Annotated in this window: 18 protein-coding genes and 1 pseudogene; 17 read left to right on the forward strand and 2 right to left on the reverse strand. The window is 70.5% G+C overall.

Going from position 1 to position 24,719, the window contains the following annotated elements:
• Window positions 1-376: 376 nt before the first annotated feature.
• Complete coding sequence (locus ASG29_RS00455) at window positions 377-1,462, forward strand: AI-2E family transporter (RefSeq protein ID WP_055978628.1); 1,086 nt, start codon at window positions 377-379, stop codon at window positions 1,460-1,462.
• A gap of 99 nt (window positions 1,463-1,561) precedes the next feature.
• Here ASG29_RS00455 and ASG29_RS00460 read toward each other — a convergent pair whose 3' ends face one another.
• On the reverse strand, window positions 1,562-3,082 hold the full coding sequence (locus ASG29_RS00460; RefSeq protein WP_055978630.1) for a fumarate hydratase: 1,521 nt from the start codon (window positions 3,080-3,082) through the stop codon (window positions 1,562-1,564).
• A gap of 114 nt (window positions 3,083-3,196) precedes the next feature.
• Here ASG29_RS00460 and ASG29_RS00465 point away from each other — a divergent pair, with 114 nt between their 5' ends.
• From ASG29_RS00465 to ASG29_RS17300, 8 genes are all read left to right on the forward strand, one after another.
• Window positions 3,197-5,821, forward strand: a complete 2,625-nt coding sequence (locus ASG29_RS00465; RefSeq protein WP_156457818.1) for a putative bifunctional diguanylate cyclase/phosphodiesterase — start codon at window positions 3,197-3,199, stop codon at window positions 5,819-5,821.
• Between the two features lie 177 nt (window positions 5,822-5,998).
• Window positions 5,999-7,777, forward strand: coding sequence for a type I secretion system permease/ATPase (locus ASG29_RS00470; RefSeq protein WP_055978632.1), 1,779 nt, complete (start codon window positions 5,999-6,001; stop codon window positions 7,775-7,777).
• Window positions 7,774-9,120 (forward strand): HlyD family type I secretion periplasmic adaptor subunit, encoded by a 1,347-nt coding sequence (locus ASG29_RS00475; protein WP_055978633.1) that lies wholly within the window; start codon window positions 7,774-7,776, stop codon window positions 9,118-9,120. Before ASG29_RS00470 ends, ASG29_RS00475 begins: the two co-directional genes overlap by 4 nt.
• An 11-nt stretch (window positions 9,121-9,131) precedes the next feature.
• On the forward strand, window positions 9,132-10,778 hold the full coding sequence (locus ASG29_RS16550; protein ID WP_055978635.1) for a TolC family protein: 1,647 nt from the start codon (window positions 9,132-9,134) through the stop codon (window positions 10,776-10,778).
• Window positions 10,779-10,838: 60 nt separating this feature from the next.
• Complete coding sequence (locus ASG29_RS00485; RefSeq protein WP_156457820.1) at window positions 10,839-11,114, forward strand: hypothetical protein; 276 nt, start codon at window positions 10,839-10,841, stop codon at window positions 11,112-11,114.
• A 254-nt stretch (window positions 11,115-11,368) separates the two neighbouring features.
• The gene (locus tag ASG29_RS00490; RefSeq protein ID WP_055978638.1) at window positions 11,369-11,638 is read left to right on the forward strand and encodes a spike base protein, RCAP_Rcc01079 family; all 270 of its coding nucleotides are present in this window, start codon (window positions 11,369-11,371) and stop codon (window positions 11,636-11,638) included.
• Window positions 11,638-13,743 (forward strand): hypothetical protein, encoded by a 2,106-nt coding sequence (locus tag ASG29_RS00495; RefSeq protein WP_055978640.1) that lies wholly within the window; start codon window positions 11,638-11,640, stop codon window positions 13,741-13,743. Before ASG29_RS00490 ends, ASG29_RS00495 begins: the two co-directional genes overlap by 1 nt.
• A gap of 279 nt (window positions 13,744-14,022) precedes the next feature.
• Complete coding sequence (locus ASG29_RS17300) at window positions 14,023-15,357, forward strand: exopolysaccharide biosynthesis polyprenyl glycosylphosphotransferase (RefSeq protein ID WP_235532715.1); 1,335 nt, start codon at window positions 14,023-14,025, stop codon at window positions 15,355-15,357.
• 125 nt (window positions 15,358-15,482) lie between these two features.
• Here the strand turns inward: ASG29_RS17300 and welK are convergent, their stop codons facing one another.
• The gene (gene welK, locus ASG29_RS00505; RefSeq protein ID WP_055978641.1) at window positions 15,483-16,493 is read right to left on the reverse strand and encodes a beta-1,4-glucuronosyltransferase WelK; all 1,011 of its coding nucleotides are present in this window, start codon (window positions 16,491-16,493) and stop codon (window positions 15,483-15,485) included.
• A gap of 143 nt (window positions 16,494-16,636) precedes the next feature.
• On the opposite strand from welK, the gene ASG29_RS00510 reads away from it, so the two are divergent.
• The 8 genes and pseudogenes from ASG29_RS00510 to epsI all read left to right on the forward strand — a co-directional run bounded on the left by ASG29_RS00510 (window position 16,637) and on the right by epsI (window position 24,694).
• The gene (locus ASG29_RS00510) at window positions 16,637-17,500 is read left to right on the forward strand and encodes a hypothetical protein (protein WP_055978643.1); all 864 of its coding nucleotides are present in this window, start codon (window positions 16,637-16,639) and stop codon (window positions 17,498-17,500) included.
• A gap of 29 nt (window positions 17,501-17,529) precedes the next feature.
• Window positions 17,530-18,861, forward strand: a complete 1,332-nt coding sequence (locus tag ASG29_RS00515; RefSeq protein ID WP_082515534.1) for a Coenzyme F420 hydrogenase/dehydrogenase, beta subunit C-terminal domain — start codon at window positions 17,530-17,532, stop codon at window positions 18,859-18,861.
• A 77-nt stretch (window positions 18,862-18,938) separates the two neighbouring features.
• Window positions 18,939-20,162: an outer membrane beta-barrel protein gene (locus ASG29_RS00520; RefSeq protein ID WP_235532716.1), complete on the forward strand. Its 1,224-nt coding sequence runs from the start codon at window positions 18,939-18,941 to the stop codon at window positions 20,160-20,162.
• A complete protein-coding gene (locus ASG29_RS00525; RefSeq protein ID WP_235532717.1) occupies window positions 20,162-21,019 on the forward strand; it encodes an SLBB domain-containing protein in 858 nt (285 codons plus the stop codon). Before ASG29_RS00520 ends, ASG29_RS00525 begins: the two co-directional genes overlap by 1 nt.
• A 31-nt stretch (window positions 21,020-21,050) precedes the next feature.
• Complete coding sequence (locus ASG29_RS00530) at window positions 21,051-22,391, forward strand: GumC family protein (protein ID WP_055978647.1); 1,341 nt, start codon at window positions 21,051-21,053, stop codon at window positions 22,389-22,391.
• A 4-nt stretch (window positions 22,392-22,395) separates the two neighbouring features.
• The gene (locus ASG29_RS00535; protein ID WP_055978651.1) at window positions 22,396-23,100 is read left to right on the forward strand and encodes a CpsD/CapB family tyrosine-protein kinase; all 705 of its coding nucleotides are present in this window, start codon (window positions 22,396-22,398) and stop codon (window positions 23,098-23,100) included.
• 269 nt (window positions 23,101-23,369) lie between these two features.
• Window positions 23,370-23,993, forward strand: a pseudogene (gene xrt, locus ASG29_RS00540) (exosortase); the annotation flags it as partial.
• Window positions 23,990-24,694 (forward strand): exosortase-associated protein EpsI, V-type, encoded by a 705-nt coding sequence (gene epsI / locus ASG29_RS00545; RefSeq protein ID WP_055978655.1) that lies wholly within the window; start codon window positions 23,990-23,992, stop codon window positions 24,692-24,694. The pseudogene xrt and the gene epsI, both read left to right, overlap by 4 nt.
• The last annotated feature ends 25 nt before the right edge of the window (window positions 24,695-24,719 follow it).

Genomic DNA, 24,719 nt, shown 5'->3' on the forward strand with positions numbered 1-24,719 from the left:
AGACGCACCGCCTCCGCGCCTCCGCGTCTTCGCGCGAACAATGAAGCCATCGTCATGCCGGGCCCGTCCCGGGATCCACCGCGCCGCCAGCCCCACGCCATCGGGATCGCAACCCCGTGGCTTCCCAGACAAGCCCGCCACGACGCCCACGCATCGCCGCAGAAGCCACGACGAAGCCGAACGCCAAAAGACCGGTCACGTCCCGAAGCGTCCCCGCCCCGGCCCGTCAGGCCCGACTCACACCATCTTGATGTTCCTGTTTTGTACACAAACAGCGTCGCGCTGTCAAGCGCCTCGGAGCCTTCGCCCGCAAACAGCGTTACCCTCGCGCAACGATCTGCCCCGCCGCGGGCCGTCCCATCGAAAGCCTGACGACATGACCATCTCCCGCCGCCACGTCGAGAACGGCGGCCTCCTCCTCTTCCTCGCGATCGCCACGATCGCGCTGCTGCTCGTCGTCTCGGGCTTCGTCGGCGCCTTGCTGTCCGCGCTGCTGGTGGCGCTGTTGTTCCAGCCGCTGTTCCAGCGGCTGCTGGCGCGGTGGCCCGACCGGCGCAACATGGCCGCGGCGGTCACCATGCTCATCATCACCGTCGCGGTCGTCATCCCCGCGCTGGTCATCGCCAGCATGGTCGTGGACCAGGCCGCGGGCGTCTACGTCCAGATGCGCAGCGGACAGGTCGATGTCGCGCAATATTTCCGCCAGGTCCACGATGCGCTGCCCGACCGGATGCAGCGGCTGCTCGACAGTTCGGGGTTCAACACGTTCGAGCGCGTGCAGGCCAAACTGTCCGAGGCGGTCGGCAACAGCGTCAGCCTGATCGCGCGGCAGGCGCTGTCGATCGGCGCCAACGCCGCCGCCTTCCTGCTGGCGTTCGGCGTCGCGCTGTACGTCAGCTTCTTCCTGTTGCGCGACGGCGAGCAGCTCGGCCCCGCGGTCGTCCGCGCGCTGCCGCTGGAACGCCCGGTGGCGGAGCGGCTGGCGGACAAGTTCGTCGCGGTCGTCCGCGCCACGATCAAGGGCTCGGGCGTCGTCGCGCTGGTACAGGGCGCATTGGGCGCGATCACCTTCGCCATCGTCGGCCTGCCCGCCGCGATGCTGTGGGGCCTGCTGATGGCGATCGCCGCATTGCTCCCTGCGGTCGGTCCCGCGATCGTGTGGGCGCCCGTCGCGGTCTACCTGCTGGCGACCGGCGCGATCTGGCAGGCGGTGGTGGTCGTCGCCTCGGGCGTGCTGGTCATCGGCCTCGCCGACAACATCCTGCGCCCGATCCTGGTCGGTCGCGACACCGGCATCCCCGACTGGCTGGTGCTGGTGACGACGCTGGGCGGCATCGAACTGGTCGGCCTCGCCGGCATCGTCGTCGGCCCGCTGGCAGGCGCGCTGTTCATCACCGGGTGGCAGATATTGACGGAGCAGCGGGAGGGGGCGGCGAACCCGCCGTCAAGCGATCCCGGCTGACACGGGCGACCGGAAGATCACGGTGCCATCATCGGAAAGGCCGCCTCGCTAGCCGCCCCTTTCGTCGCGGGTCCATCGCCACGACCCGCGACGACATCCTCAAACCCCCGCCAGCAACCCCTCGCGCGCGATCTTCTCCCGCCACACCAGCGGCGCGAGCTGGTGGACGTTCTGCCCGTCCGCATCCACCGCCACGGTGACCGGGAAGTCCGCGACCTCGAACTCGTAGATCGCCTCCATCCCCAGGTCCGCGAAGCCCACCACCTTCGATCCCTTGATCGCGCGCGCGACGAGGTATGCCGCGCCGCCAACCGCCATCAGGTACGCCGACTTGGCGTCGGCGATCGCCGCGGTCGCCGCCGGGCCGCGCTCCGCCTTGCCCACCATGGCCAGCAAGCCCTGGTCGAGCATCAGCCGCGTGAACTTGTCCATCCGCGTCGCCGTCGTCGGCCCCGCGGGCCCCACCACTTCCTCGCCCACCGGATCGACCGGCCCCACGTAATAGATCACGCGCCCGCGGAACGACACGGGCAGCTCCTCGCCCGCCGCCACCATGTCCGCGATCCGCTTGTGCGCCGCGTCGCGGCCCGTCAGCATCCTGCCGTTCAGCAGCAGCCGGTCGCCATGCTTCCACGTCGCGACGACATCGGGCGTCAGCGTGTCGAGGTCGACGCGGATCGCCGCCTTGTCCGGCGTCCAGTTCACGTCGGGCCATTCGTCCAGCTTCGGCGGCTCCAGGAACACCGGCCCCGATCCGTCCAGCGTGAAATGCGCGTGGCGCGTGGCGGCGCAATTGGGGATCATCGCGACCGGCTTGGACGCGGCATGCGTCGGCCAGTCCGCGATCTTGACGTCCAGGATGGTGCTGAGGCCGCCCAGCCCCTGCGCCCCGATGCCCAGCGCGTTGACCTTGTCGAACAATTCGATGCGCAGCGCCTCGATATCGTTCTTCGGCCCGCGCGCCTTCAGCTGCGCCATGTCGATCTGGCCCATCAGGCTTTCCTTGGCGAGCAGCATCGCCTTCTCCGCGGTGCCGCCGATGCCGATCCCCAGCATCCCGGGCGGACACCACCCCGCCCCCATCTGCGGCAACATCTCCAGCACCCAGTCGACGATCGAGTCGCTGGGGTTCATCATCTTGAATTTACTCTTGTTTTCCGAACCACCCCCCTTGGCGGCGACGTCGATGTGCACCTTGTCGCCCGGCACCATCTCGACGTGCAGCACGCTGGGCGTATTGTCGCGCGTGTTGCGCCGCGTGAACGCGGGATCGGCCAGGATGGAGGCGCGCAGCTTGTTCTCCGGATGCAGGTACGCACGCCGCACGCCCTCGTCGACGACCTCCTGCAACGACCGTGCGCTGTCCAGGAGGCATTGCTGCCCCCATTTCACGAACACCGTCACGATGCCCGTGTCCTGGCAGATCGGGCGATGCCCCTCCGCGCACATGCGGCTGTTGGTCAGGATCTGCGCGATCGCGTCCTTCGCCGCCGGGCTTTGCTCCGCGTCATAGGCGTCGCCCAGCGCGCGGATGTAATCCCTCGGATGGAAATAGGAGATGTACTGGAGCGCGTCGGCCACGCTCTCGATCAGGTCGGTTTCGCGGATCAGGGTCGTCATGCGTCGCGCATGTACGGCCACCGCGCGCGGTGGGCAACGCGTTCGATGCGGACGGCATTCGCAGGCCGGTGGGACCTAAGCGATTTGGCAACCATCGTCGCGCTAGGAGGCTGTATGAGCGACGTTTTCCCAGCCGCCTCCGCGCCGGGACGCATCGGCCTGCGCATGGCGCTGGGCCTTGCGCCGACGCGCGACGACGCGGTCGCGGACGATCGCGAGGGCGCGCTGGCCGCGGCGGCGCCGCTGTGGCCGCTGGTGACGATCGTGGTCGTCGCGCTGCCGCTGCTGCTCGATGCCGCGGCGATCAGGGAACAGCGCTGGTGGCTTGCCGCCGCGATCGCGGTGGCGGGCGTCGCGGGGGCCGGCTTCGCGCTGGCGGGCTGGTTCCTGCTGAAAGGTCCCGGGCGGCGGCGCATGCGCGGCCATGCTCGGGTCGCGTGCCTGTCCGCCTGCACCGCCGGGATCGCGATCGTGCTGGTCGTGCTGGCGGCCGACGGCGCCGCGCTGGGCACGGCGGCGTTCCGCCTGGCCGCGGCGACCGCCGCGACGGGCGTCCTGCTCGTCACCGCGGGTGCGATCGGATCGCTGCGCGGCCCGGCCGTCGCCTTCGCGGTCGGCCTGGTCGCCGCGACGCTGGCCACCGCGGGTCCCGGGATCGCCGCCGTCGTGACCGGTGCGGTCGCGCTGGCCTTCGTCGCGGTCACCGTCCGCGTCGGGCGACAGCGCGTCGCCGCGCTGGGCGCGGTCCATGCCGCCCGCACCGCGGAACAGCGCGCGACCTGGCTGGTCACCGAATATGAAACGCACGGCCCCGGCTGGTTCTGGCAGACCGATCGCGACGGGCGCATCGCCTATCTGTCGGACAAGGTGGCGCGCGAGTTCGCGGCCTTCGGCGTGTCCGCCGCGGGCGAATCGCTGACGGCCCTGTTCCGGCTCGACGCCGCCGCGACCGGAACCGCGCGCACGCTCGCCTTCCACCTGTCGTCGCGCACCTCGTTCGCCGATTACCCCGTCTGCCCCGCCGCGCCCGGTGGGGGCGAGCGGTGGTGGTCGATCTCCGGCCGTCCGCTGCTCGACGCCGACGGCCGCTTCCAGGGGTTCGTCGGCTCCGGTTCGGACCTGACGCAGAAACGCCGGGCGGAGGCGGAGATCGCGCGGCTGGCGCTGTTCGACAGCCTGACCGGCCTCGCCAATCGGCAGCGGATGCGCCACTCGCTGGACCAGATCCTGTCGCCGCAATCGGGGCAGGGCACGACCGGCCTGCTCCTCCTCGACCTCGACCGGTTCAAGGCGGTGAACGATACCCAGGGGCACCAGGTCGGCGACGAGCTGCTGAAGCAGGTCGCGTCCCGGCTGCAACGCACCGTCGGCGATTCCGGACTGGTCGGCCGGCTCGGCGGCGACGAGTTCGAGGTGGTCGTCCCGCGGGAGGGGGACCCCGATCGGCTGGGCGCGCTGGCGGACGCGATCATCGCCGCTTTGTCGGAACCCTATTCGATCGACGACGTCACGCTGTCGATCGGCTGTTCGATCGGGATCGCCATCGCGCCGCTGCACGGCGATACGCCCGAGGTACTGGTGCGCAACGCCGATTTGGCGCTCTACGCCGCGAAGGCGGACGGGCGCGGGGTCCACCGCTTCTATCGCGACGCGTTGCTCGAAGGGGCGCAGAACCGGAAGCGGCTGGAGGACGACCTGCGCCATGCGCTGAAATCGGACCAATTGTATCTCGCCTATCAACCCGTGGTGTCCACCGCGGACGAACGGATCGTCGGCTACGAGGCGCTGCTGCGCTGGGACCACCCGGAACGCGGGCCGATCAGCCCGGCGGAATTCGTACCCGTGGCGGAGGAATGCGGCCTGATCGAGCCGATCGGCGAATGGGTCCTGCGCACCGCGGTGGCGCAGGCCGCGACATGGCCCGGCGGCGTGCGCGTGGCGGTGAACGTCTCGCCGATCCAGTTCGCCAATGCCGCTTTGCCCGGCATCGTCACCAGCGCGATCGCGGCCGCGGGGCTCGCGCCCGACCGGCTGGAACTGGAGATAACCGAAGGCGTGTTCCTGAACGAGGATGCGTCGTCGGACCGCATGTTCCGCGCGCTCAAGGGCATCGGCGTGCGGCTGGCGCTCGACGATTTCGGCACCGGCTATTCGTCGCTCGGCTATCTGAAGAAGGCGCCGTTCGACAAGATCAAGATCGACCAGTCGTTCGTCCGCGGCGCGATCCAGCCGGGCAATCGCAACGCCGCGATCATCAAGGCGATCGTGAACCTGGCCGACACGCTCGGCATGGAAACCACCGCGGAAGGCGTCGAGCAGCAGGACGAGATCGCGCTGATCCGCGACCTGGGGTGCAGCCATATCCAGGGGTTCGTCTACGGTCGCCCGCAACGCTCGGACACCGTGCGCGACCAGCTGGCGCGCGCCGGCGGCGCCGCCGAACCGGTCGGTTTCAAGACCAGCCGCGCCGATCGCCAGTTGATGCTGCGCGCCGCCCGGCTGCAACTGGGCGAGGAAAGCGCCGAGGTCCGCGTCCGCGACCTGTCGGTCACCGGCGTCATGGTCGACGGCGTGGAATTCCCGGCGGAGGCGATCGGCTACCCCGTCACGATCGAACTGATCGAGGGCGAACCCTCGGCCGCCACGATCCGCTGGGCGGAGGACGGCCGCGCCGGCATCGCCTTCGACCACCCGTTCGACCTGGCCCGCTTCAACCAGCCGGTGCGCCGCGCCGCCTGACCCGCGCGCCCTCTCCCCGCGCCGCTTCTCCCCGCCTCCCCCCACCCGCCCAGCCGGTGCCGCGCCGCGTGCGACGAAGGTCGGCCGGCGCACGTCCCGAAACGGGGCATCGTTAACGACTCCCACACCACAATCCGTTAGTCGGACGGTCGGGTCCGGGGTGGGAGTTTTGCGGTCATGAGCGTTCTGGGGTTTGCCGACGGCACGACCCGAATCGGGGCGGCGCTGGCGCGCTATCGCACCGCGATCGTCACCGTCGCGGTGCTCAGCGCGATCCTGAACGTGCTGGTCCTGGCGGGCTCCATCTACATGATGCTCGTGTACGATTCGGTGCTGCCCAGCCACAGCCTGCCGACGCTGTTCAGCCTGCTGGCGATGGTCGCGGTCGTATACGTGTTCCAGGGCGTGTTCGACGCGATGCGCACGCGCATCCTGACCGACGTCGGCAGCGCGCTGGACCAGGAACTGGCGCCGGAGGTGCAGCGGATGATGAGCGCCGCCGCATTGAAGGGCCATCGCGCGGGCGGCGACGGCATGACGCCGATGCGCGACCTGGACCAGATCCGATCCTTCATGTCCTCCGGCGGTCCCGCCGCGCTGCTCGACCTGCCGTGGATCCTGTTCTTCCTCGCCATCCTGACGATGCTCCACATCTGGCTCGGCGTGACCGCGCTGGCGGGCGCGATCGTCATGATCGGCTTCACCTTCCTGACCGAACGCGCGACGAAGAAGCCCTCGCGCCTCGTCGGACAGATCGTCGCCTGGCGGTCGGGCATGGCGGAAAGCAACCTGCGCCATGCCGAGGTGCTGACCGCATTAGGGATGCAGCGGCGGATGCGCGACCGCTGGGTAGCGGTGAACCAGCATCACCTCGCCGCGCAGGACCGCCTGTCGCGCGCGGTGGGCAGCATCGGCGGCGCCAGCCGCATCTTCCGCCTGTTCCTGCAATCGCTGATCCTGACCGTCGGCGCCTTGCTGGTCATCGACGGGAAGGCGTCGGGCGGCGTCATCTTCGCCTCCTCCATCCTGTCCGGCCGCGCGCTCGCGCCGATCGACACCGCCATCGCGAACTGGAAGGGCTTCACCGCCGCCCGGACCGGCTGGCATCGCCTCAATTCCATGTTCACCCATCTGCCCGCGCCCGCGGACGGCAACGTCGTCCTGCCCGCGCCGACGCGCGAGCTTTCGGTCGATCAACTCGCCATCGCGCCCCCGGGGGTGGAGCGGGTGACCGCGCAGGGCCTGACGTTCCGGCTGGCGGCGGGCGAGGCGATGGGCGTGATCGGGCCGAGCGCGGCGGGCAAGACCTCGCTCGCGCGCGCGCTGATCGGCGTGTGGCCGGCGGTGCGCGGCACGATCCGCCTCGACGGTGCGACCCCCGATCAATGGGATGCGGACGCGTTCGGCGCCTTCCTGGGCTACCTGCCGCAGACGGTCGAGCTGCTCGAGGGCACCGTGGCGCAGAACATCGCCCGCTTCGACGATGGCGCGACCTCGGACGAGGTCATCGCCGCCGCCACCGCCGCGGGCGTCCACGACATGATCGTGAAGCTGCCGGGCGGCTACGACACGCCGGTCGGTGCGGAGGGCGCGCAGCTGTCGGCCGGGCAGCGCCAGCGCATCGGCCTTGCCCGCGCGCTGTTCCGCGATCCCTTCGTCGTCCTGCTCGACGAACCCAATTCCAACCTCGACGCCGCGGGCGAGGATGCGCTGGCCGCCGCCATCGCCGGTGTGCGCGGACGCGGCGGCATCGCGATCGTCATCGCGCACCGCCCCTCCGCACTGGCGCAGGTCAGCCACGTATTGTTCATGCGCGACGGCCGGATGGAGGCGTTCGGCCCGCGCGACGAGGTCATGAGCCGCATCATGAAGCCCCCAACGCCTCTCAATGCCCCCCTCGATGCCCCGACTCGCCGCGGCCCGCAGGCCGTTTCCGGCGTGGAGAATGCCGCGTGACCGCCACCACCCTTCCCGCCGCCGCGACCCTGGGCGATCGCCAAATCATGGCCTTCGATCCCAATGCGCAGATGCGCGGCCGCCTCCGCCTGTCGCTGTCGCTGATCGCGGTCCTGGTCCTGGGCATCGGGCTGCTGATGGTGGTCGTGCCGATCGGCGGCGCGGTGATCGCGGGCGGGCAGGTCGGCGCCGAATCGCGCGTGAAGCGGATCGCGCATCCCGCCGGCGGGATCGTCACCGAATTGTACGTGGCCAACGGCGATCATGTGAAGAAGGGCGACGTGCTGATGCGCCTCGACGACAGCGTCACGGGCGTGCAGTCCGAACTGTCGTCGCTGTCGGTCGATCAATTGCTGGCGCAGCGCGCCCGGCTGGAGGCGGAACGCCTCGGCACGCCGTCCATCGCCTTTCCCGCGCAGCTGACGCAGCGCCGCGACGCGGGCGCGGTGAAGGCGATGGCGGACGAGGAGAAGCTGTTCCGCATCCGCCGCGCGGAGGCCGGCGGCATGCGGGGACAGATCGCCGCCCGCAACGCGCAATACCGCAAGCAGATCGAGGGGTATGAGGCGCAGATCGTCGCGCTCAACCGCCAGACCGCGTTGATCGAACCCGAACGCCGCGGCGTGAAGGAATTGTGGGACAAGGGGCTGGTGACGATCGGCCGCCTGAACCAGCTGGAACGCACCGGCGCCGACCTTCAGGGTACGATCGCATCCTTGCGCGCGCAGATCGCGCAGACGCAGGCGCGGATCACCGAATCGAACGAGCAACTGCTCCAGATGAACGACACCCGCCGCGCCGACGCGGGGGCGCAGCTGGCGACGGTGAACGGCACGCTGAACCAGGAACAGGTGCGCAGCGCCACCGCCGCCGACGCGCACGACCGCAACGTCATCCGCGCGCCTTATTCGGGCACGGTGGACAAGGTCGCCTTCGCCGCGATCGGGGAAGTCGTGCGCCCGGCCGAAACGATCATGGAAATCGTCCCCGACCGCGACCGCATGATCGTGGAAGGCGTGGTCAGCCCCGCCGACATCGATCAGGTCCGCGAGGGGCAGGAGGCGCGCATCCGCTTCTCCGCCTTCAGCTCGCCCTCGACGCCCGAGATCCACGGCCGCGTCACGGTCGTCGCGCCCGAACGCACGACGGATCAGGCCACGCGCCAGAGCTTCTACGCCGTCCGCATCGCGATCGACCAGCGCGACCTGGCGCGCAATCCCGAGATGAAATTGCGCCCGGGGATGCCGGCGGAGGTGTTCATCCAGACCGGCAGCCGATCGATGCTGGGCTACATCACGAAGCCGCTGCGCGACCAGTTCGCGCGTGCCTTCCGCGACAATTGAGGAACCGTCCCGTGAAATCCATCACGCCGTTCGCCGCGATCCTGCTCGCGTCCACCGCTTCGGCGCAGGTTGCGCGCCCGGATGCCAGCACCGCCGCCGCCGCCGCCGCGGTCGCACCGCAGGGAACGGCGGCGCCCGCGCTGACCGTCGCGCGCGGCACGACGGCACGCGCGGATCGCCCCGTCCTGGCCTATCTCCCCGCGGAGGACGATTTCGGCGTCACCCACGGCGGCCCCGCCCCCGCCGTGACCTCGCTGCCCGAGGCGCTGGCGCTCGCCTATCGCGGCAACCCGCGCCTGCTGGCCGCGCGCGCCGACGCGCGCTCCGCCGATTATCGCTACCCCGCCGCCCGGTCGCAGTTCGGCCCGACCCTGAACGTCAGCGGCGCGTACAATTTCAACCGCAACCGGACCGAGGTGCTGCCGGGCCGGTGGCTCGGCGCGCAGGGCTTCACGTCCACCGCGGGCGCGATACTGAACCAGCCCGTGCTGACCTTCGGCCGCAACAGCGCCGCCGCGGCGGGCGCGCTGGCCGAATCGCGCTTCGCCCGCGACTCGCTGCGCGTGACGGAGGCGGAGGTGATGCTGTCCGTCGTCGGCGCCTATGTCCGGCTGCAACGCGACGCCAATGCGGTCACGATCGCGCGCCAGAACCTGGAACTGCTCGACCGCCAGTATCGCGACAATGCGGAGCGGTTCCGCGTCCGCGACATCACGTCCAGCGACCTGCAACAGATCGAGACCCGCGTCGCCTTCGGCCGCGCGCAGGTCACCAACGCGCTGGGCCAGCTCGGCAGCGCGCAGGGCGCGTTCCTGCGCGACGTCGGTGCCCGCCCCGGCGCCCTTGCCGCCCCCGCCGCGATCGACGTGAAGGTCGCCTCGCTCGACCAGGCGCTGTCGGTGGCGGAGGTCAACGCCCCCCTGATCCGCGCCGCGCAGGCGCGCGAGAAGACATCGCGCGCCGCGCTGGAGGCCGCGAAGGCCGAATCGCGCCCGCGCCTCGACCTGCAAGGCACCGCCGACTACGGCAGCGTGTCGCAATATGACGACCGGCTGCGCACGACGCAGATCGTCGGCCGCGCCGTCCTGACCCAGCCGCTGATCGATTCCGGCCTGCGCAACGCCCGCCGGAACGAGGCGGCGCAGGCGAACCAGGCCGACTGGCGCCTGATCGACGACGCGGTCCGCACCACGCACCAGTCGGTGAACGAGGCGTGGAACGTCCTGACCTCCGCGCGCGCCTCGCTCGATCAATATGCCGCCGCGGTCGACGCGGCGCAGCGCGCCTACGACGGCGCGCAGTTGCAGCAGCGCGCGGGCGACCGCACCACGCTGGACGTGCTCGATCTCGCGCGCGACCTGCTCAACATCCGCCTCAGCTACAACGCCGCGGTCGCCGACGAATATGTCGCGCGCGCCGCCTTGCTGGCGGCGATGGGGCAGCTGGAGGCGCCGCTGCTGATCCCGGGCATCGCCGGCTACGACGCCGACGCGCATTTCGCGCGTGTGCGCGGCAAGGGCGACATCCCGCTGCTGACCCCCGCGCTCGCCGGGCTGGACGGCGCGCTGAACCGCGACACGACGCGCGACCGCCCGGTCCGCGATCCCGCCGCGCTCGACGCGGTCGCCGCCCCCGTGCCGTTGCAGGCACCGCGTTAACCCTGCCGCTTCACGCGTCCTTTACCGGACCTGCGCGATACTGGCGGCTGGAGGTAGTTGATGGCCCAGGCAGCACGATCGTACGAACAGGCTGAATCGCCCGCTTATGCGGTGACGCTGCCTCCCGCCGCGGCGGTGGTGCCGGTCGGCGACTCGCCGATCGAATGGTCCGCCTCCCCCGCGCGCGCGCTCCACGAACAATTGATGCGATCGTTCGCCGCCCCCGCCCCCGTCCGCCCGGACCGACTGCCGGTCGGCGCCCGCCTAGGGATCATCGGCGTCGCGACGCTGGTGCCGTGGATAGCGATCCTCGGCGGCTGGGCGCTGCTCGCCTAGGCCTGCCTGTGCCCCCGCGACGGCGGGGACGATCGCGAAGCACGGGCGGGCCGATACGAACACGCCGTCACCCCGGACGTGTTCCGGGATCCATCGTGCCACGAGGTCGGCGGCTTCTGCTCTCGCAGCGCGATGGGCTGCGACGTCGGTCCCTCCTTCGCCACGGCGCATCATCGTTCCTATTTTGTTCTGTCCTACATCCCCCCTTCCGGCATAGGTGCTGCGTCCTTCCCTGATGGAGAAAGGACCGACCGATGCCGATCGACAATTTCGCGACCTTCGCCACCGCCCCGAACGATCCCGCCCGCGATGCGGTGGCCGTGACGCCCAGCGACGTCGTCGCGCTTCCGGTCGTGCCGCGCGCGCTGTACGTCGGCACCGGCGGCACCCTGGTGGTCCGCTGCATCGATTCGGTCGCCGACGTCACGCTGAAGAACGTCGCCGCGGGCCAGATCCTCGACCTGCGCGTCGGCCACGTCCGCGCCACCGGCACGACCGCCGCCGACATCGTGGCGCTCGCCTGATGCGCGGCGCCGCCTTCGGACTGGCGCTGCGTCCGCGACCGCGCCCGACGGGCATCGCCCCCGTCGCCCCCGTCACCGCGATCGATGCCGACGGGTGGTCCGCGCAATGGGCCGAAGCGCCCCCGCCCGTCTTCGCCCCCGACACCGCGCCGCAGACGATCGCGGTCGCGCGCGCGGGCTTCGACGCCGCGGCCCGGCCGACCGTCCACGTCGACGCGCGCGTCTTCACGCGGCGGCGGCGACTGGCCTATCCCGCCCATGCGGACGATACCCCGGCCACGGTGGCGCTGGACGATTACGTCTACGCCACCGACGCGATTCCGGGCGTCGCCAACAATTCGGTGGAAACCAGTCCGAAACCCGTCGCGGCCTGGGCGATGCCGCATCGCCGCGTCGTGGCGGACGCGATCGAGCTGGAGGCGGTGGCCTTCCACCGCAATGCCCGTGCCGGCCGGATGGTGGCGGCGGTCCGCTTCCTCGCGACCGACGGAACGACGACGGTGTCGCAGGTCGTCGCCGCCACCACGCTGTCGACGCGCGCGGGCGACCAGCAGCCGCTGCCGGTCTTCGCCTGCACGCTCGACGTCGCGGCGCTGGCACCGGGCCTGGTGACCGTCGATGCGGAAGTGTATCCGTGGATCGGCGGCGCCGCCTCGGTCCTGCGCAGCGCGGATCAGGGCGCGGCGCGCGATTTCTCGCCGCGCTATTTCCTGAAGAACGCCGCCCTCGCGGCCGCGCCGCCGCTGGCCTATGTCGCGACGACGGGAAACGACGCGACCGGCGTGGTGTCGACGACCGCCGCGACCGCCGCCGCCGCGCCCTTCGCCAGCGTGAAGGGCGCGATCGACGCCGTCCATGCCGCTCATGCGGCCACCACCGGCGTCGACGGCGCGATCGTGCGGATCGGTGCGGGGACGTTCGTCCTGGCCGGCGCGACGGCGGCGCGGACGCAGCGGGTCGCGGCGCTGACGATCGAGCGCGATCCCGCCGTCGCGCGCGGCAGCGCGATCGTGACCTGGGGGGCGGCGGCCTTCGCCCCGCGCCTGTCGGCGGGACTGACCGCCCCGGTCGCGACCGGATGCCTGCGCTTCCGCGACCTGACCGTCCAGCGGACCGGCAGCGCATTTCTTCAAGGCGAGACGGCGGCGCGGCTGGACATCCATTGGGAGGATGTCGCGCTCGATAACAATGCGGTGTCGGGAAGCTGGCTGACGCGGTCGGACAATTGGTTCTTCGGCGCGGTGATCGCGAACATGGCGGGGACCACGCTGGGCGCGGGCGCCAACGGGGAACAACGGCTGCTGCGCGGGGTCGCCACCGACCTCGCGGATGCGGCATGGGAAAACTGGGTCACGCTCGCCTGCGCGCTGACGCGGCCCGGCAACGGCACGGTGCGCGATCCGTCGAAGGGGGCGATCGCGTTCCAGAACCGCTTCCTCAATCCCAATCCGGCGAACAGCCCGCTGACGGTGACCGCCGCCGCGGCCGGGGACACGATCACGGGCTTCTGGGCGGTGCAGAACCTGATCGAGGTCCTCCGCGCGACGGCGGGGCCGATGATCCGCATCTCGTCCGACGGCCCGGTGCACGGCCATACCGACCATTGCGGCCTGGCGCACAACACCGTCACCGGTCACGGATCGGCGGGGCGGTACAACGTCTTCTACGACAACAACACCAACGGAACCCGCCGCAACCACCGTCGCATGTGGCACCACGGCGACCTGGCGTCGCAGTTGAACGTGAAGGGCGACGTGGACATCGCGGACGCGGCGGCGACGGGGCACATGGCGTATCAGCACGGCGTCGGCTGCCGCGGCAACTTCACGCAATTCCGCACCAATTCCGCGGGCCTGCATCTGGAAAGCCAGGCCTATGCCGGCGCGCGCAGCGTGATCGGCGCCAGCGCGACCACGCGCAACGACCCCGGCTTCGTCGATTATCGCGCCGCCACCGCGGCGGGGAACGGGGCCGGCGGCGGCGATTATCGCCTGCTGCCGGGCGGCGCCGCGCGCGGGCTGCTGCGCGAAGCGGTCCTCGGCCACGACCTGGCCGGGGGCGTCCGTCCCGCGGGCGGGGACCATGCCGCGGGGGCCTATACGTGACGAACGGCGCCGCGGATGCGGTCCGACGCATTCGCGGCGCTGGCCTTCGCGCGCGCGGAAGTGCAAAGGGGTTGGAAAGAATCATGCGATTATAGGGGAGGGCCGGAAGCAACGCGGCGGTCCACCCACGACGGGTCGGGCACCCGAGGGGAGAACGCAACGCCATGTCCGCCACCGCGCATCGGAACGACGCCCGTGCTCCAGGTTCCCGTTAACCCAGGCGGCGGAACGGCGCCTCCGGCCGCCGGCGCCTCGCTCCAGATCCGCGAAGGACGCCGCGTGGCGTGGGACAAGCAGCGCATCCGCGTGCTGCTGTACCTGGGCCTACTGCTCTGCGACATCGCCGCGATCCGCGCCGGTTTCGCGATCGGCCGCTCGGTCCGCAACTGGGAATGGCTGGCCCCGAACGGGGTGGAGCTTGGCTGGCTGATCCTGCCGATCCACATCCTGGTCGGCCTGCGCAACGGCGCCTATGCGCACGAAGCGCTGTTCAAGCGGTCCGAATCGCTGCGCCGCGCCTCCTCCGCCTTCCTGATCGCGACCAGTGCGATCGCGCTGCTGATCTTCTTCCAATACGCCGGGCCTCTGGTGTCGCGGATCGCGTTCGGCGTGGCGATCGTCAGCACCCTGTTCTTCATCATGCTGCTGCGCATGACCTTCTCGGTCCTGTTCGTGCAGCCGGTGCGCGGCGGGCTGATGGGCGAATTGCAGATCGTCGACGGCGTGGCGCCCGCGCCCGGCGCGCGGCACGTGTTCGATGCGCGCGCCGCCGGGGTGTCGCCCGATATCGACGATCCCGACATGCTGTCGCGGCTGGCGCTCCTGATCGAACCCTACGACCGCGTCGTCGTCGCGGCGACGGAGGAGCGCCGCCACGAATGGGCGCTGCTGATGAAGGCGTACAACGTCACCAGCGAGATCCAGCTGGATCAGGGCAGCCCGCTGGGCGCGATCGGCATCTCGCGCTTCCACGGTACCGATACCGTCGTGGTGGCGCGGGGGCCGATGTCGCTCGGCAACCGGCTGAAGAAACGCCTCATGGACCTGGCGATCGCGGGCGCCGCGGTGCTGGTCGCCGGCCCGCTGCTGCTGATCGTGGCGATCGCGATAAAGTGGGACAGTCCCGGCCCGGTCCTGTTCGCGCAGGTCCGCCTGGGGCGCGGCAACAAGCGGTTCCGCATCCTGAAGTTCCGCTCGATGCACGTGGCGAAGACGGATCACGACGGCAACCGCTCGGCGTCGAAGGACGACGACCGCATCACCCGCGTCGGCCGCATCATCCGCATGACCAGCATCGACGAACTGCCGCAATTGTTCAACGTGCTGAAGGGCGACATGAGCATCGTCGGCCCGCGCCCGCACGCGCTGGGCAGCCTGGCGGGCGACAAATTGTTCTGGCAGGTGTCGCAGAAATATTGGCTGCGCCACACGCTGAAGCCCGGCATCACCGGGCTGGCGCAGATCCGCGGCTTCCGCGGCGCGACGCACGAACAATCGGACCTGGAAAACAGGCTCCAGGCCGATCTGGAGTATATCAACGGCTGGCGCCTGTGGCGCGACGTCGCGATCATCTTCAACACGCTGAAGGTGATCGTCCACCCGAAGGCGTTCTGACGCGCCTCCCGGCGCTGGGGCTTTGCCGGCCCTCGCCCCCGCCCCGCCTCCCATTCACGATACTGACGTGGGAGGCGGGGCGGGGGCGAGGGCCGGCCAGGCATCATGCCCGTGAGGGCATCGGATCACCGCCCCGGCGTCGCCTCCGCCAGCGTGCGCAGGTAATCGACCAGCGCCGCCGGATCGGTCGTCGCCGACCGCGCCGGCCGTTCCCGCGCCGCGATCAGCGCGGCGGCGAATTGCGCGTCGGTGTCGGCGCGCTGGATCAGCCCGCGCTCCTCGAACGCGTCGACGATCTCGGACTGGTGGTCGTCGTAATGCTCCCCGCGCGCGAAGGCGCGCGGCACCGCGATGACCTGGCACCACGCGCGCAACGCGGTGATGAGCGATCCCGTGCCGCCGTGGCACACCACGATGCTCGCCCGCTCCAGCAGCGCCTTCACCTCGTCGAACGGCAATCCCTCGACCGATCGCACGCCGGGCATCGCGTGGCCGCCGTCGCCGTGCTGGACCACGATCTCCTCGGGGATCAACCCGTCGTCGCGCGCCTTCTCGACCAGCCGCACCAGCCGGTCGAACGGCAACGTCGCGCCCACGGTGGCGAACAGCAGCGGCGCCTTGGCGGGGGCGGCGCCCTCCTCGATGCGGAACGGATCGAACACCAGCGCGCCCGGCCACGCCGCGCCGCTTTCCGCCGATTGCGCGATGCGCACGTGCGCGAACCGCCCCGCCAGCTTCGCGAACGCGGACGGCGCGCGGAAGCGGGCGAACGAATCGACCAGCACCACCTTGGCGCCCCGCATCCGCGCGAAGATCATGACGAACAGCTGCGATCCCGCCCCCGTGGTGATGAACAGGTCGGGCGGGCGCCGCGCGATGATGCGCCACGACGCCACGATGCTGCGCCATGCACCCGACAGCATCGCGCCGCGATCCCCCAGCCGCGCCTGTCCCAGCGCGAAGTGCGGCACGAAATGGACCTCCTCCTCCGCCGCGATGGACCGGCCGAGCGCGGTGTCCTCGGTCACGATATAGTGCGGATAGTCCTGCCAGACCGGTTTCAGGTCCAGGATCTGGCGGACGTGGCCGCCGCCGGAGGCGGCCAGACAGATCAGGGGCTTGCGCGCCGACGGCATCGTGTATCCAATAGCTGGCGCGACGCGGGGGGCATCGCGGGGGGTTTCATGAAGTCTCAAGAATGCGTCCCTATCGCACAAGGCGTGAAACGTCTGTAATGACGCGTGCCGTCGATCAGCCATACTCTTTCAGGACATCCGCGATGAACCGTTCCGCCACGCTATTGCTCGCCTGTGTCGCCCTCGCCGCCTGCGGCAAGGGTGGCGACGCCGCCCCGGAGGGCCAGGTCGCCGCGACCGTGGACGGAAAGGAGATCACCGCGTCGGAGGTCCGCATGGAACTGGGCCAGGCGGGCGCGGACCCGCAGCTCGCCGCGCAGCAGCAGCCCGCCGCCCTGCGCGCCGTCGTCAACCGCAAGCTGCTGGCCGACGCCGCGGTCGACAAGGGCCTCGACAAGACGCCGGAGGGGGCGATGATGTTGCAGAAGGCGCGCGAACTGGCGCTGATCCAGATGCTGCAAGGCAGCATCGCGCGCGGCGTGCCGAAGGTCGGGCCCGGGCAGGCCACCGACTATGTCCGCGACAATCCGCAACTGTTCGCACAGCGCCGCGTGATCCTGCTCGACCAGATCCAGGCGCCGCAGGTGCCGCCCGCGATCCTGAAGCAGATGGCGCCGATCGAGACGATGGAGGGGATCGTCGCGCTGCTGGAGGCGAACAAGATCCCGTTCCGCCGCGGCAACGGCGCGATCGACCCGTTGCAGATCGATCCCAAGGCGCTGAAGTCGATCACCGACCTTGGCGAGGGCAAGGTGTTCGTGACGCCGGGGCCGCAGGGGATCCAGATCGGGCGCATCACCGGCTACAAGGACGCGCCGCTGACGGGCGAGGAGGCGCAGCGCGCCGCGCTGGCCGTGCTGGGCCAGCAGCAGACCGTGGGTCAGGTGCGGTCGCAGTTCGACACGATCATCAAGGACGGGCAGAAGGACGTGAAGATCAACGCCGCCTACGAACCCAAGGGCGGCAAGCCGACGAAGACGCCCGCCCCCGCCGACGCCGCCAAATAGGCCGGTCGATCCGCGAAGCATCCGACGCCATGACCGTCACCGAACAGGTATCCGCCCCCCGGCGCGACGCCGTCCCGCCGCTCGTCCCTCCGGGCGACGACGCGGGCCGGCGCGCGCCGCCGGCCTCGCCCACCCTCGCGCGCGTGCTCGCCGGCGAATTGTGCAGCGGCTGCGGCCTGTGCGCGGGGGTGTCGGGCGGGGGCATCGAACTGGAAACGGTCGCGCCGGGCTACACCCGTCCGCGGCAGATCGCGCCGATCGACGCCGCGGCGGAGGCGACGATCGCGGCCGCCTGCCCGGGGGCGAAGGTGGCGCCGTGGGTGGGGCCGCAGGCCGCCGGCCGCCCCTGGGGCGATGCGCCGCACGTCGATCCCTATTGGGGTCCGTATCACAGCTGCGAGACCGGCCACGCCACCGATCCCGAGGTCCGCTTCGTCGGATCGTCGGGCGGGGTGGCCAGCGCGCTGCTGATCGCCGCGATCGAATCGGGCACGGTCGACGCCGCGCTGCACCTGATCGCCGATCCCGACCGGCCGACGCGCAACGTCCTGCACTGGTCGACCACGCGCGCGCAGGTGCTGGCGGGTGCCGGATCGCGCTATGCCGCCTCGTCCCCACTGGCGCAGATCGACGCCGCCTTGGCGAGCGGGCGCCGCTTCGCCTTCGTGGGCAAGCCGTGCGACGTATCCGCCTTGCGCCAGCTGGCGACGCGCGATCCGCGCGTGGACGCGCTGATCCCGCTGAAGATCGCCTTCTTCTGCGGCGGCATCCCCAGCCATGCGGGATCCGACCGGATCGTGCGCGCGATGGGGCTCGATCCCGCGGGCGTCGCGCGCTTCCGCTATCGCGGCCACGGCTGGCCCGGCACCGCGCGCGCCGACATGGCGGACGGCACGCACGGCGAGATGAGCTACGCCGACAGCTGGGGCGGCCACCTGTCGAAGGAAGTGCAGTTCCGCTGCAAGATCTGCCCCGATGCGATCGGCGGCGTCGCCGACGTCGCGGTGGCGGACGCGTGGTACGGCGACGACGCGGGCTATCCCAGTTTCGATGAGCAGGAGGGGCGCAGCCTGGTGATGGCGCGCACGCCCGCGGGCGTGGCGGCGGTGGCCGCGGCGCGCGACGGCGGCCGCATCGTCACCGCTCCCCTGCCGATAGGCGACATCATCCGGATGCAGCCGTCGCAGGCGAACCGGAAGCGGTTGATCGCCCCCCGCCTGGCCGCCTGCGCCGCATTGTTCCGCCCGCGGCCGGATGTGTCGGGGCTGAAGGTCCAGGACGCGTTCCGGCTGGGCCGCATGGGATATGCGTTCAAGCAATTCGTGGGCACCGCCCGGCGTATCATCATGGGGCGGCGATGAATTTCCGGCATTCCGCGGCGCTTCCTTCGGACCGGGGGATGGGATATGAGCGGGCTTTGGGGTTCGGGCGGAAACATATGATGGGTATCAGGACGTCCGCATGGACGGCGTCGCTGGCGACGCTGGCGGTGGCCGCGACGCCGGGCACCGCGTCGGCGCAGCCGCGGCGCGAGGCGATCACGCAGCTGGAGGCGTCGCTGGCCGTGCGCCACGACAGCAACGTCGCGCGATCGGATGCGCAACGCGCGCTCGAACGCAACCTGACGCGCGCGGATCAGCGCGCGACCCCGTCGCTGGACCTGATCGTGTCGCGCCCGCTGGGCCGCAACACCTTCACGATCAACGCCTCCGCCGGCTACGATTTCTACCGCCGCAACAAGCGGCTGAACCGCGAGCGGCTGTCGTTCGGCGGGGTGTCCAACCTGATGGCCGGTCCCGTGACGCTGGACCTGTCGGCGAACTTCGCCCGGCGGCAAAGCGACCCGGGCGACATCGTGCCGCTGCTGATCCCGGGCGCGGACAGCATCCGCAACACCGAGACGACGCAGGACTATAATGCGTCGGCGAAGTTCGGCACGTCGCCCTACGGGCTGAAGCCGATGGCCAGCTTCGGCTATTCGCGCGGCACCAATTCCAATGATCGCCGGTCGATCGCGAACTACGATTCCACCCGCTACGGCGGCGGCGTCGCCTATGATTCGCCCGCATTGGGGTCGTTCACCGCGCAATATCTGCGCAACCAGACCGATTACCCCGATCGCCCCGCCATCTTCACGCAGAGCGGGTTCACCACCGACCGCTTCGAACTGACCGGGAAGCGCGAACTGGGGGCGATCATCACGGCGTCGGCGGGCGTGTCCTGGATCAGCCTGAAGCCCGACGACGACGGCACCGAATCGTTCGACAGCGTCGGGTACAACGTGTCGATCACCGCGGTTCCGACGCCGGATCTTCAGGTCACGGGCAATTTCTCGCGCGACGTGTCCCCGTCGCTGGGGACCGACGCGCTGTACCAGGTCGGGAACAATTACTCGATCGGCGCCACCTATCAGCTGTCGCGCGCGCATTCCCTGTCGGTGCGCGGCGTGCTGGACGACCGCAACTATGCGGGCGCAGGCCGCGTGTTCGGCATCGCGTTAACCGAATCCGTTCAGCGTCAGGTCAGCGCCACCTGGGCTATAGACAGCGGTCGCCCGCTCAGCGTCGCCCTCGATGTCGGATATCAGGACCGCGAAGCCAACGGCACGTTCTTCGACTATAACAGCTTCTACGCCGGCATCCGAACCAGCGTGAGGATTTGATGGAGCCTATCGCAATCATGGTCCGCGTCCGCATGTTCACCCTTCCCGGCCTCGCCGCGACGTTGCTGTCGACCGCCGCCGTGGCGCAGCAGCCGCGCCCGACGGCGCCCGCCACCCCCGCCGCCGCCGCGCCCGCCGCGGTGCCCCCGGCGCCGCTCGCCGACGGCTATGTGCTGGGCACCGGCGACGTGGTGGAGGTGTCGGTGCTCGGCCGCGCCGAATTCGCCGCGCGCGTGCAGGTGCAGGCCGACGGCACGATCCAGCTGCCGTACTTGCGCTCGGTCCCGGCCGCGAACATGACCGTGCTCCAGCTGCGCGACGATATCCGCAAGCGGTTGCAGGCGGGCGGCTTCTACACCGATCCGGTCGTGGCGGTCACCGTCGCGACCTACACCAGCCGCTACGTCACGGTACTGGGGCAGGTCAGCCAGCCGGGCCTCGTGCCCGTCGACCGCGCCTATCGCGTGTCGGAAATCCTCGCCCGCGTGGGCGGGGCGCAGGCCAGCGCGGCGGACGCGATCCAGCTGCGACGCGCCGACGGATCGACCCTGTCCCTGCCGATCGCCACGATCGCCAGCGGCGGCCCGGATCAGGACCCGTACGTCACGCCCGGCGACAAGCTGTTCCTGCCGGAGGCGCCGATCTTCTACATCTCGGGCGCGATCAACGGCCAGGGCGCGTACAAGGTCGACAGGGAAATGACCGTGCGCAAGGCACTGGCCCGCGCCGGCGGCGTGACCGATCGCGGCTCGGACAAGAAGGTGAAGGTCTTCCGTAACGGTCAGGAGGTCAAGATCGGCCTCGACGAACCGATCATGGGCGGCGATTCGATCAAGGTCGGCGAGCGGTTCTTCTGATCGTGACGCGCAACACTGACGGGGTGACCCCATGAGCATCGCACAATTCTTCCGCATCCTGTGGGCACGCCGCTGGATCATCCTGGCGACGACGCTGAGCTGCTTCGTCGCGGCGGTGCTCGTCGCGCGCAGCTTCCCGCCGCGCTACCAGGCCAGCTCGCGCGTGATGCTGAACATGTTCAAGCCCGATCCGGTCACCGGCGAGGCGATCTCCTCCGGCTTCAGCCGCGCCTATGTGAAGACGCAGGGCGAGCTGATCCGCGACTATCGCATCTCGGGCCGGGTCGTGGACGACCTCGGCTGGATGGCCGATCCGGCGTTGCAGGCGGCCTATGCGCGGCGCGACCCGTCCGACACGCGCGACTTCCGCCGCTGGCTGGCGCAGCGCGTGTCCGACAACACCAGCACCGGCCTGGTCGATGCCAGCAACATCCTGGAAATCCAGTTCGTGTCCAACTCGCCCGAACAATCGGCGCGGATCGCGGACACCGTCCGGCAGGCGTATGTCGACCAGGCGCTCAGCTTCAAGCGCGACGATGCGGCGAACAATGCGGACTGGTTCCGCAAGCAGGCGTCGCGCATCCGCGCCGAACTGACCGCGGCCGAAGCGCGCAAGACCGCGTTCGAACGCTCCAACGGCATCGTGCTGGCGGAAAACGACACCGACACCGATTCGACCCGTCTCAACGCGCTCGCCTCGTCCTCGCCCGCGCCCGCCGCGGCACAGATCGCCGCCGCGCAGGCGACGGTCTCGCCGCAGCTGGAACAGGCCAATGCCGCGATCGCGAACGCGGAAAAGGTGCTGGGCCCCAACAATCCCGAACTGCTCGCGATGAAGCGTCAGCGTCAGGCGATCCTGTCCACGGTCGCGTCCGCGCAGCGGTCGGCGCCCGCCGTCGCCGCCGCGGGGCCGTCGATCACCAACCTGTATTCGGCGCAGCAGGCGAAGGTGCTGGCGCAGCGCGGCAAGGTGGCGGAGGCGCAGCAGCTGAGCGCCGACGTGCGCGTGCTGCGCGATCAATATGCCAAGACGTCGGCACGCGCCGCCGAATTGCAGCAGCAGGGCCAGTCGGACGAAACCGGCCTCGAACTGCTGGGCAGCGCGGTCGTCCCGACCTCGGCCGAATTCCCGAAATGGCCGCTCGTGATCTTCGGATCGCTGGGCCTGGGCTTCGCGCTGGGCCTGCTCGCGTCGCTGGTCGTCGAACTGCTCGGCCGTCGCGTGCGCAGCAGCGAGGATCTGGGCTTCCGCGACGTCCCGCTGCTGGGCGTGATGGGCAAGGCGAAGAGCGGGGCACGGGGCGGACGCGGCGGCAATTTCCTGGCGCGCCTGCTGCCGTTCCGCCGCACCGCGACCGAGGGGGGATATTAAGGCCATGGATACAGCGACCATCTCGCCCGAACCGGCGATCGCGACGCGCGCGTCCGCCGACGCGGGCGCCCGCTTCCGGCTGTCGACCGACCTGCACCTCCTGTCCGAACCGGCGGGCGTGCGCGCCGAATCGATCCGCGTCCTGCGCACCCACCTGATCGCGCAGCACCTGCGCGACGGGCGCCGCTCGCTCGCGGTCTGCGCCCCGGAGGAGGGCACGGGCTGTTCGTACGTGGCCGCCAATCTGGCGGTCGGCCTGGCGCAGACGGGCGTGAAGACGCTGCTGATCGACGGCAACATGCGTTCGCCGGGCCTGGAAGGGTTCTTCCAGCCCGCGGCCGCCGGCCCCGGCCTGTACGACTGCCTGTCGCGCGACGACCTGGCGGTACGTTCCGCCATCCACGAGGACGTGATCCCCGGCCTGTCGCTGCTGTTCGCGGGACAGGCCGCACCGGAGGCGCAGGAGCTGCTGGGCGGCGCCGGGTTCAAGGCGCTGATCGACGCCTGCGTCCGCGACTACGACCTCACGATCATCGACACGCCTCCCGCGAACACCTTCGCCGATGCGCGCCGCATCGCGTCGGTCATGCGCTACGCGATGGTCGTGGCGCAGCGGAACAAGAGCTACGTCCGCGACATGCGCACGCTGATCGAGGAACTGACCGCGGACCGCGTCCGCGTGGTCGGTTCGTACCTCAATGACATCTGACGCGCTTCCCGCGCGCGGCTGGCGGACCGCCGATCCGGGCAGCGCGCGCGGGGTCCTCGTCCGCCACTGGCCGTTGATCGCGGGCCTGCTGCTCCTGGCGATCCCGACGCTCGTCAACATCGGGAAGCAGACCTGGTCGACCGAGATGGGCGCGCACGGCCCGATCGTGCTCGCCACCGGCCTGTGGCTGTTCAGCTACAACAAGCTGCGCTTCGACGGCGCGGCCGGGGCCGGGCGCCTGTTGTGGGTCCCCCCCGCTCCTCTTCGCCTTCGCGCTGTACACGTTCGGCCGCGCCTACGACTTCATCAGCCTGGAGGCCGCGGGCCTGTACATCGTCTTCGCGGTGGTGCTGTACCTCCTGGCCGGATGGTCGGAATGGAAGCGCAACCTGTTCCCCCTGTTCTACATCGGCTTCGTCATCCCCCCGCCGGGCTGGGTGATCGACCGCATCACCGCCCCGCTCCAGACCTTCGTGTCCTTCGCCGCGGTCCATATCCTGACGCCGCTGGGCTATCCGATCTCGCGCGAGGGCGTGTCGCTGACCGTGGCGCAATATCAATTGCTGGTGGAGGATGCCTGCGCGGGCATGAACTCGCTCATGGGCCTGACCGCGATCAGCCTGTTCTACATCTACCTCATGCATCGCGCGTCGTGGCGCTATGCCGGGATGATGGTCGCGCTGATCGTGCCGATCGCGGTGTTCGTGAACATCCTGCGCGTCCTGGCGCTGATCCTCATCACCTATTATTTCGGCAACGCCGCGGCGCAGGGGTTCCTGCACGTCACGACGGGCCTGGTCCTCTTCACCCTGGCGATCGCGCTGATGTTCCTCGTCGACATGATGTTCCAGGCGATCGTGACCCGCCGTCGCGGCGCGGGGGCGGCGGCATGATCGGCCGGCGCGACCTGTTCGTCGGCGCGGGCTGCGCGGCGGCGCTGGGCGGGGCGGAATTCCTCCGCCCGCGCCGCACGCTGCGGCTGTTGCCGGAGGGCGAGGAGATGACCGGCGTCATCCCCGGCCGCTTCGCCGCCTGGTCGATCGGCGAGGGCGGCGACATCGTCATGCCCGAAACCCCGGGCAGCCTCGCCTCCCGCCTCTACAGCGACCGCGTCGCGCGCACGTACCGGCGGGACGCGCCGCAGGTCGACGACGTCATGCTTCTGGCCGCCTATGGCGCGGCGCAGAGCGACCTGCTCCAGCTCCACCGGCCGGAGGTATGCTATCCCGCCGTCGGCTTCACGATCGTCGACCGCCGGCTGGTGTCGCTCCCGCTCGCGACCGGGGTGACCGTTCCGGCGGTCCTGCTGTCGGCGCAGGCCGGATCGCGGACCGAGGACGTGGCCTATTGGACCCGCCTGGGCGAGGCGATGCCGCAGACCGCGGGCGACCAGCGCTGGGCACGGCTCGAATCGGCGATGGCGGGCTATGTCGGCGACGGCGTCCTGATCCGCGCCTCGATGGTGCGGCAGGGCGATACCCCCGGGTACGACACGCTCCAGCAGTTCCTGTCGCAGATGGTCCTGGGCACCGCGCCGCGCGATCGCCCCGCCCTGATCGGCAGCATGCGCGCGACGGCGCTGCAACGGGCATAACGCGCGCGGCGCCCCCGCCCGCAAA

The organism is Sphingomonas sp. Leaf412, from assembly GCF_001425405.1.
In the GTDB taxonomy this organism is placed as follows: domain Bacteria; phylum Pseudomonadota; class Alphaproteobacteria; order Sphingomonadales; family Sphingomonadaceae; genus Sphingomonas.

Bases quoted from the DNA above. Each gene is read 5' to 3' on its own strand.
- ASG29_RS00485 (WP_156457820.1), top strand. From the start codon at position 10,839: ATGGCCCAGGCAGCACGATCGTACGAACAGGCTGAATCGCCCGCTTAT.
- welK (WP_055978641.1), bottom strand. From the start codon at position 16,493: ATGCCGTCGGCGCGCAAGCCCCTGATCTGTCTGGCCGCCTCCGGCGGC.
- epsI (WP_055978655.1), top strand. From the start codon at position 23,990: ATGATCGGCCGGCGCGACCTGTTCGTCGGCGCGGGCTGCGCGGCGGCG.
- ASG29_RS00465 (WP_156457818.1), top strand. From the start codon at position 3,197: ATGAGCGACGTTTTCCCAGCCGCCTCCGCGCCGGGACGCATCGGCCTG.
- ASG29_RS00460 (WP_055978630.1), bottom strand. From the start codon at position 3,082: ATGACGACCCTGATCCGCGAAACCGACCTGATCGAGAGCGTGGCCGAC.
- ASG29_RS00455 (WP_055978628.1), top strand. From the start codon at position 377: ATGACCATCTCCCGCCGCCACGTCGAGAACGGCGGCCTCCTCCTCTTC.
- ASG29_RS00530 (WP_055978647.1), top strand. From the start codon at position 21,051: ATGAGCATCGCACAATTCTTCCGCATCCTGTGGGCACGCCGCTGGATC.
- ASG29_RS00515 (WP_082515534.1), top strand. From the start codon at position 17,530: ATGACCGTCACCGAACAGGTATCCGCCCCCCGGCGCGACGCCGTCCCG.
- ASG29_RS00470 (WP_055978632.1), top strand. From the start codon at position 5,999: ATGAGCGTTCTGGGGTTTGCCGACGGCACGACCCGAATCGGGGCGGCG.
- ASG29_RS00520 (WP_235532716.1), top strand. From the start codon at position 18,939: ATGATGGGTATCAGGACGTCCGCATGGACGGCGTCGCTGGCGACGCTG.
- ASG29_RS00490 (WP_055978638.1), top strand. From the start codon at position 11,369: ATGCCGATCGACAATTTCGCGACCTTCGCCACCGCCCCGAACGATCCC.
- ASG29_RS00535 (WP_055978651.1), top strand. From the start codon at position 22,396: ATGGATACAGCGACCATCTCGCCCGAACCGGCGATCGCGACGCGCGCG.
- ASG29_RS00495 (WP_055978640.1), top strand. From the start codon at position 11,638: ATGCGCGGCGCCGCCTTCGGACTGGCGCTGCGTCCGCGACCGCGCCCG.
- ASG29_RS00510 (WP_055978643.1), top strand. From the start codon at position 16,637: ATGAACCGTTCCGCCACGCTATTGCTCGCCTGTGTCGCCCTCGCCGCC.
- ASG29_RS00525 (WP_235532717.1), top strand. From the start codon at position 20,162: ATGGAGCCTATCGCAATCATGGTCCGCGTCCGCATGTTCACCCTTCCC.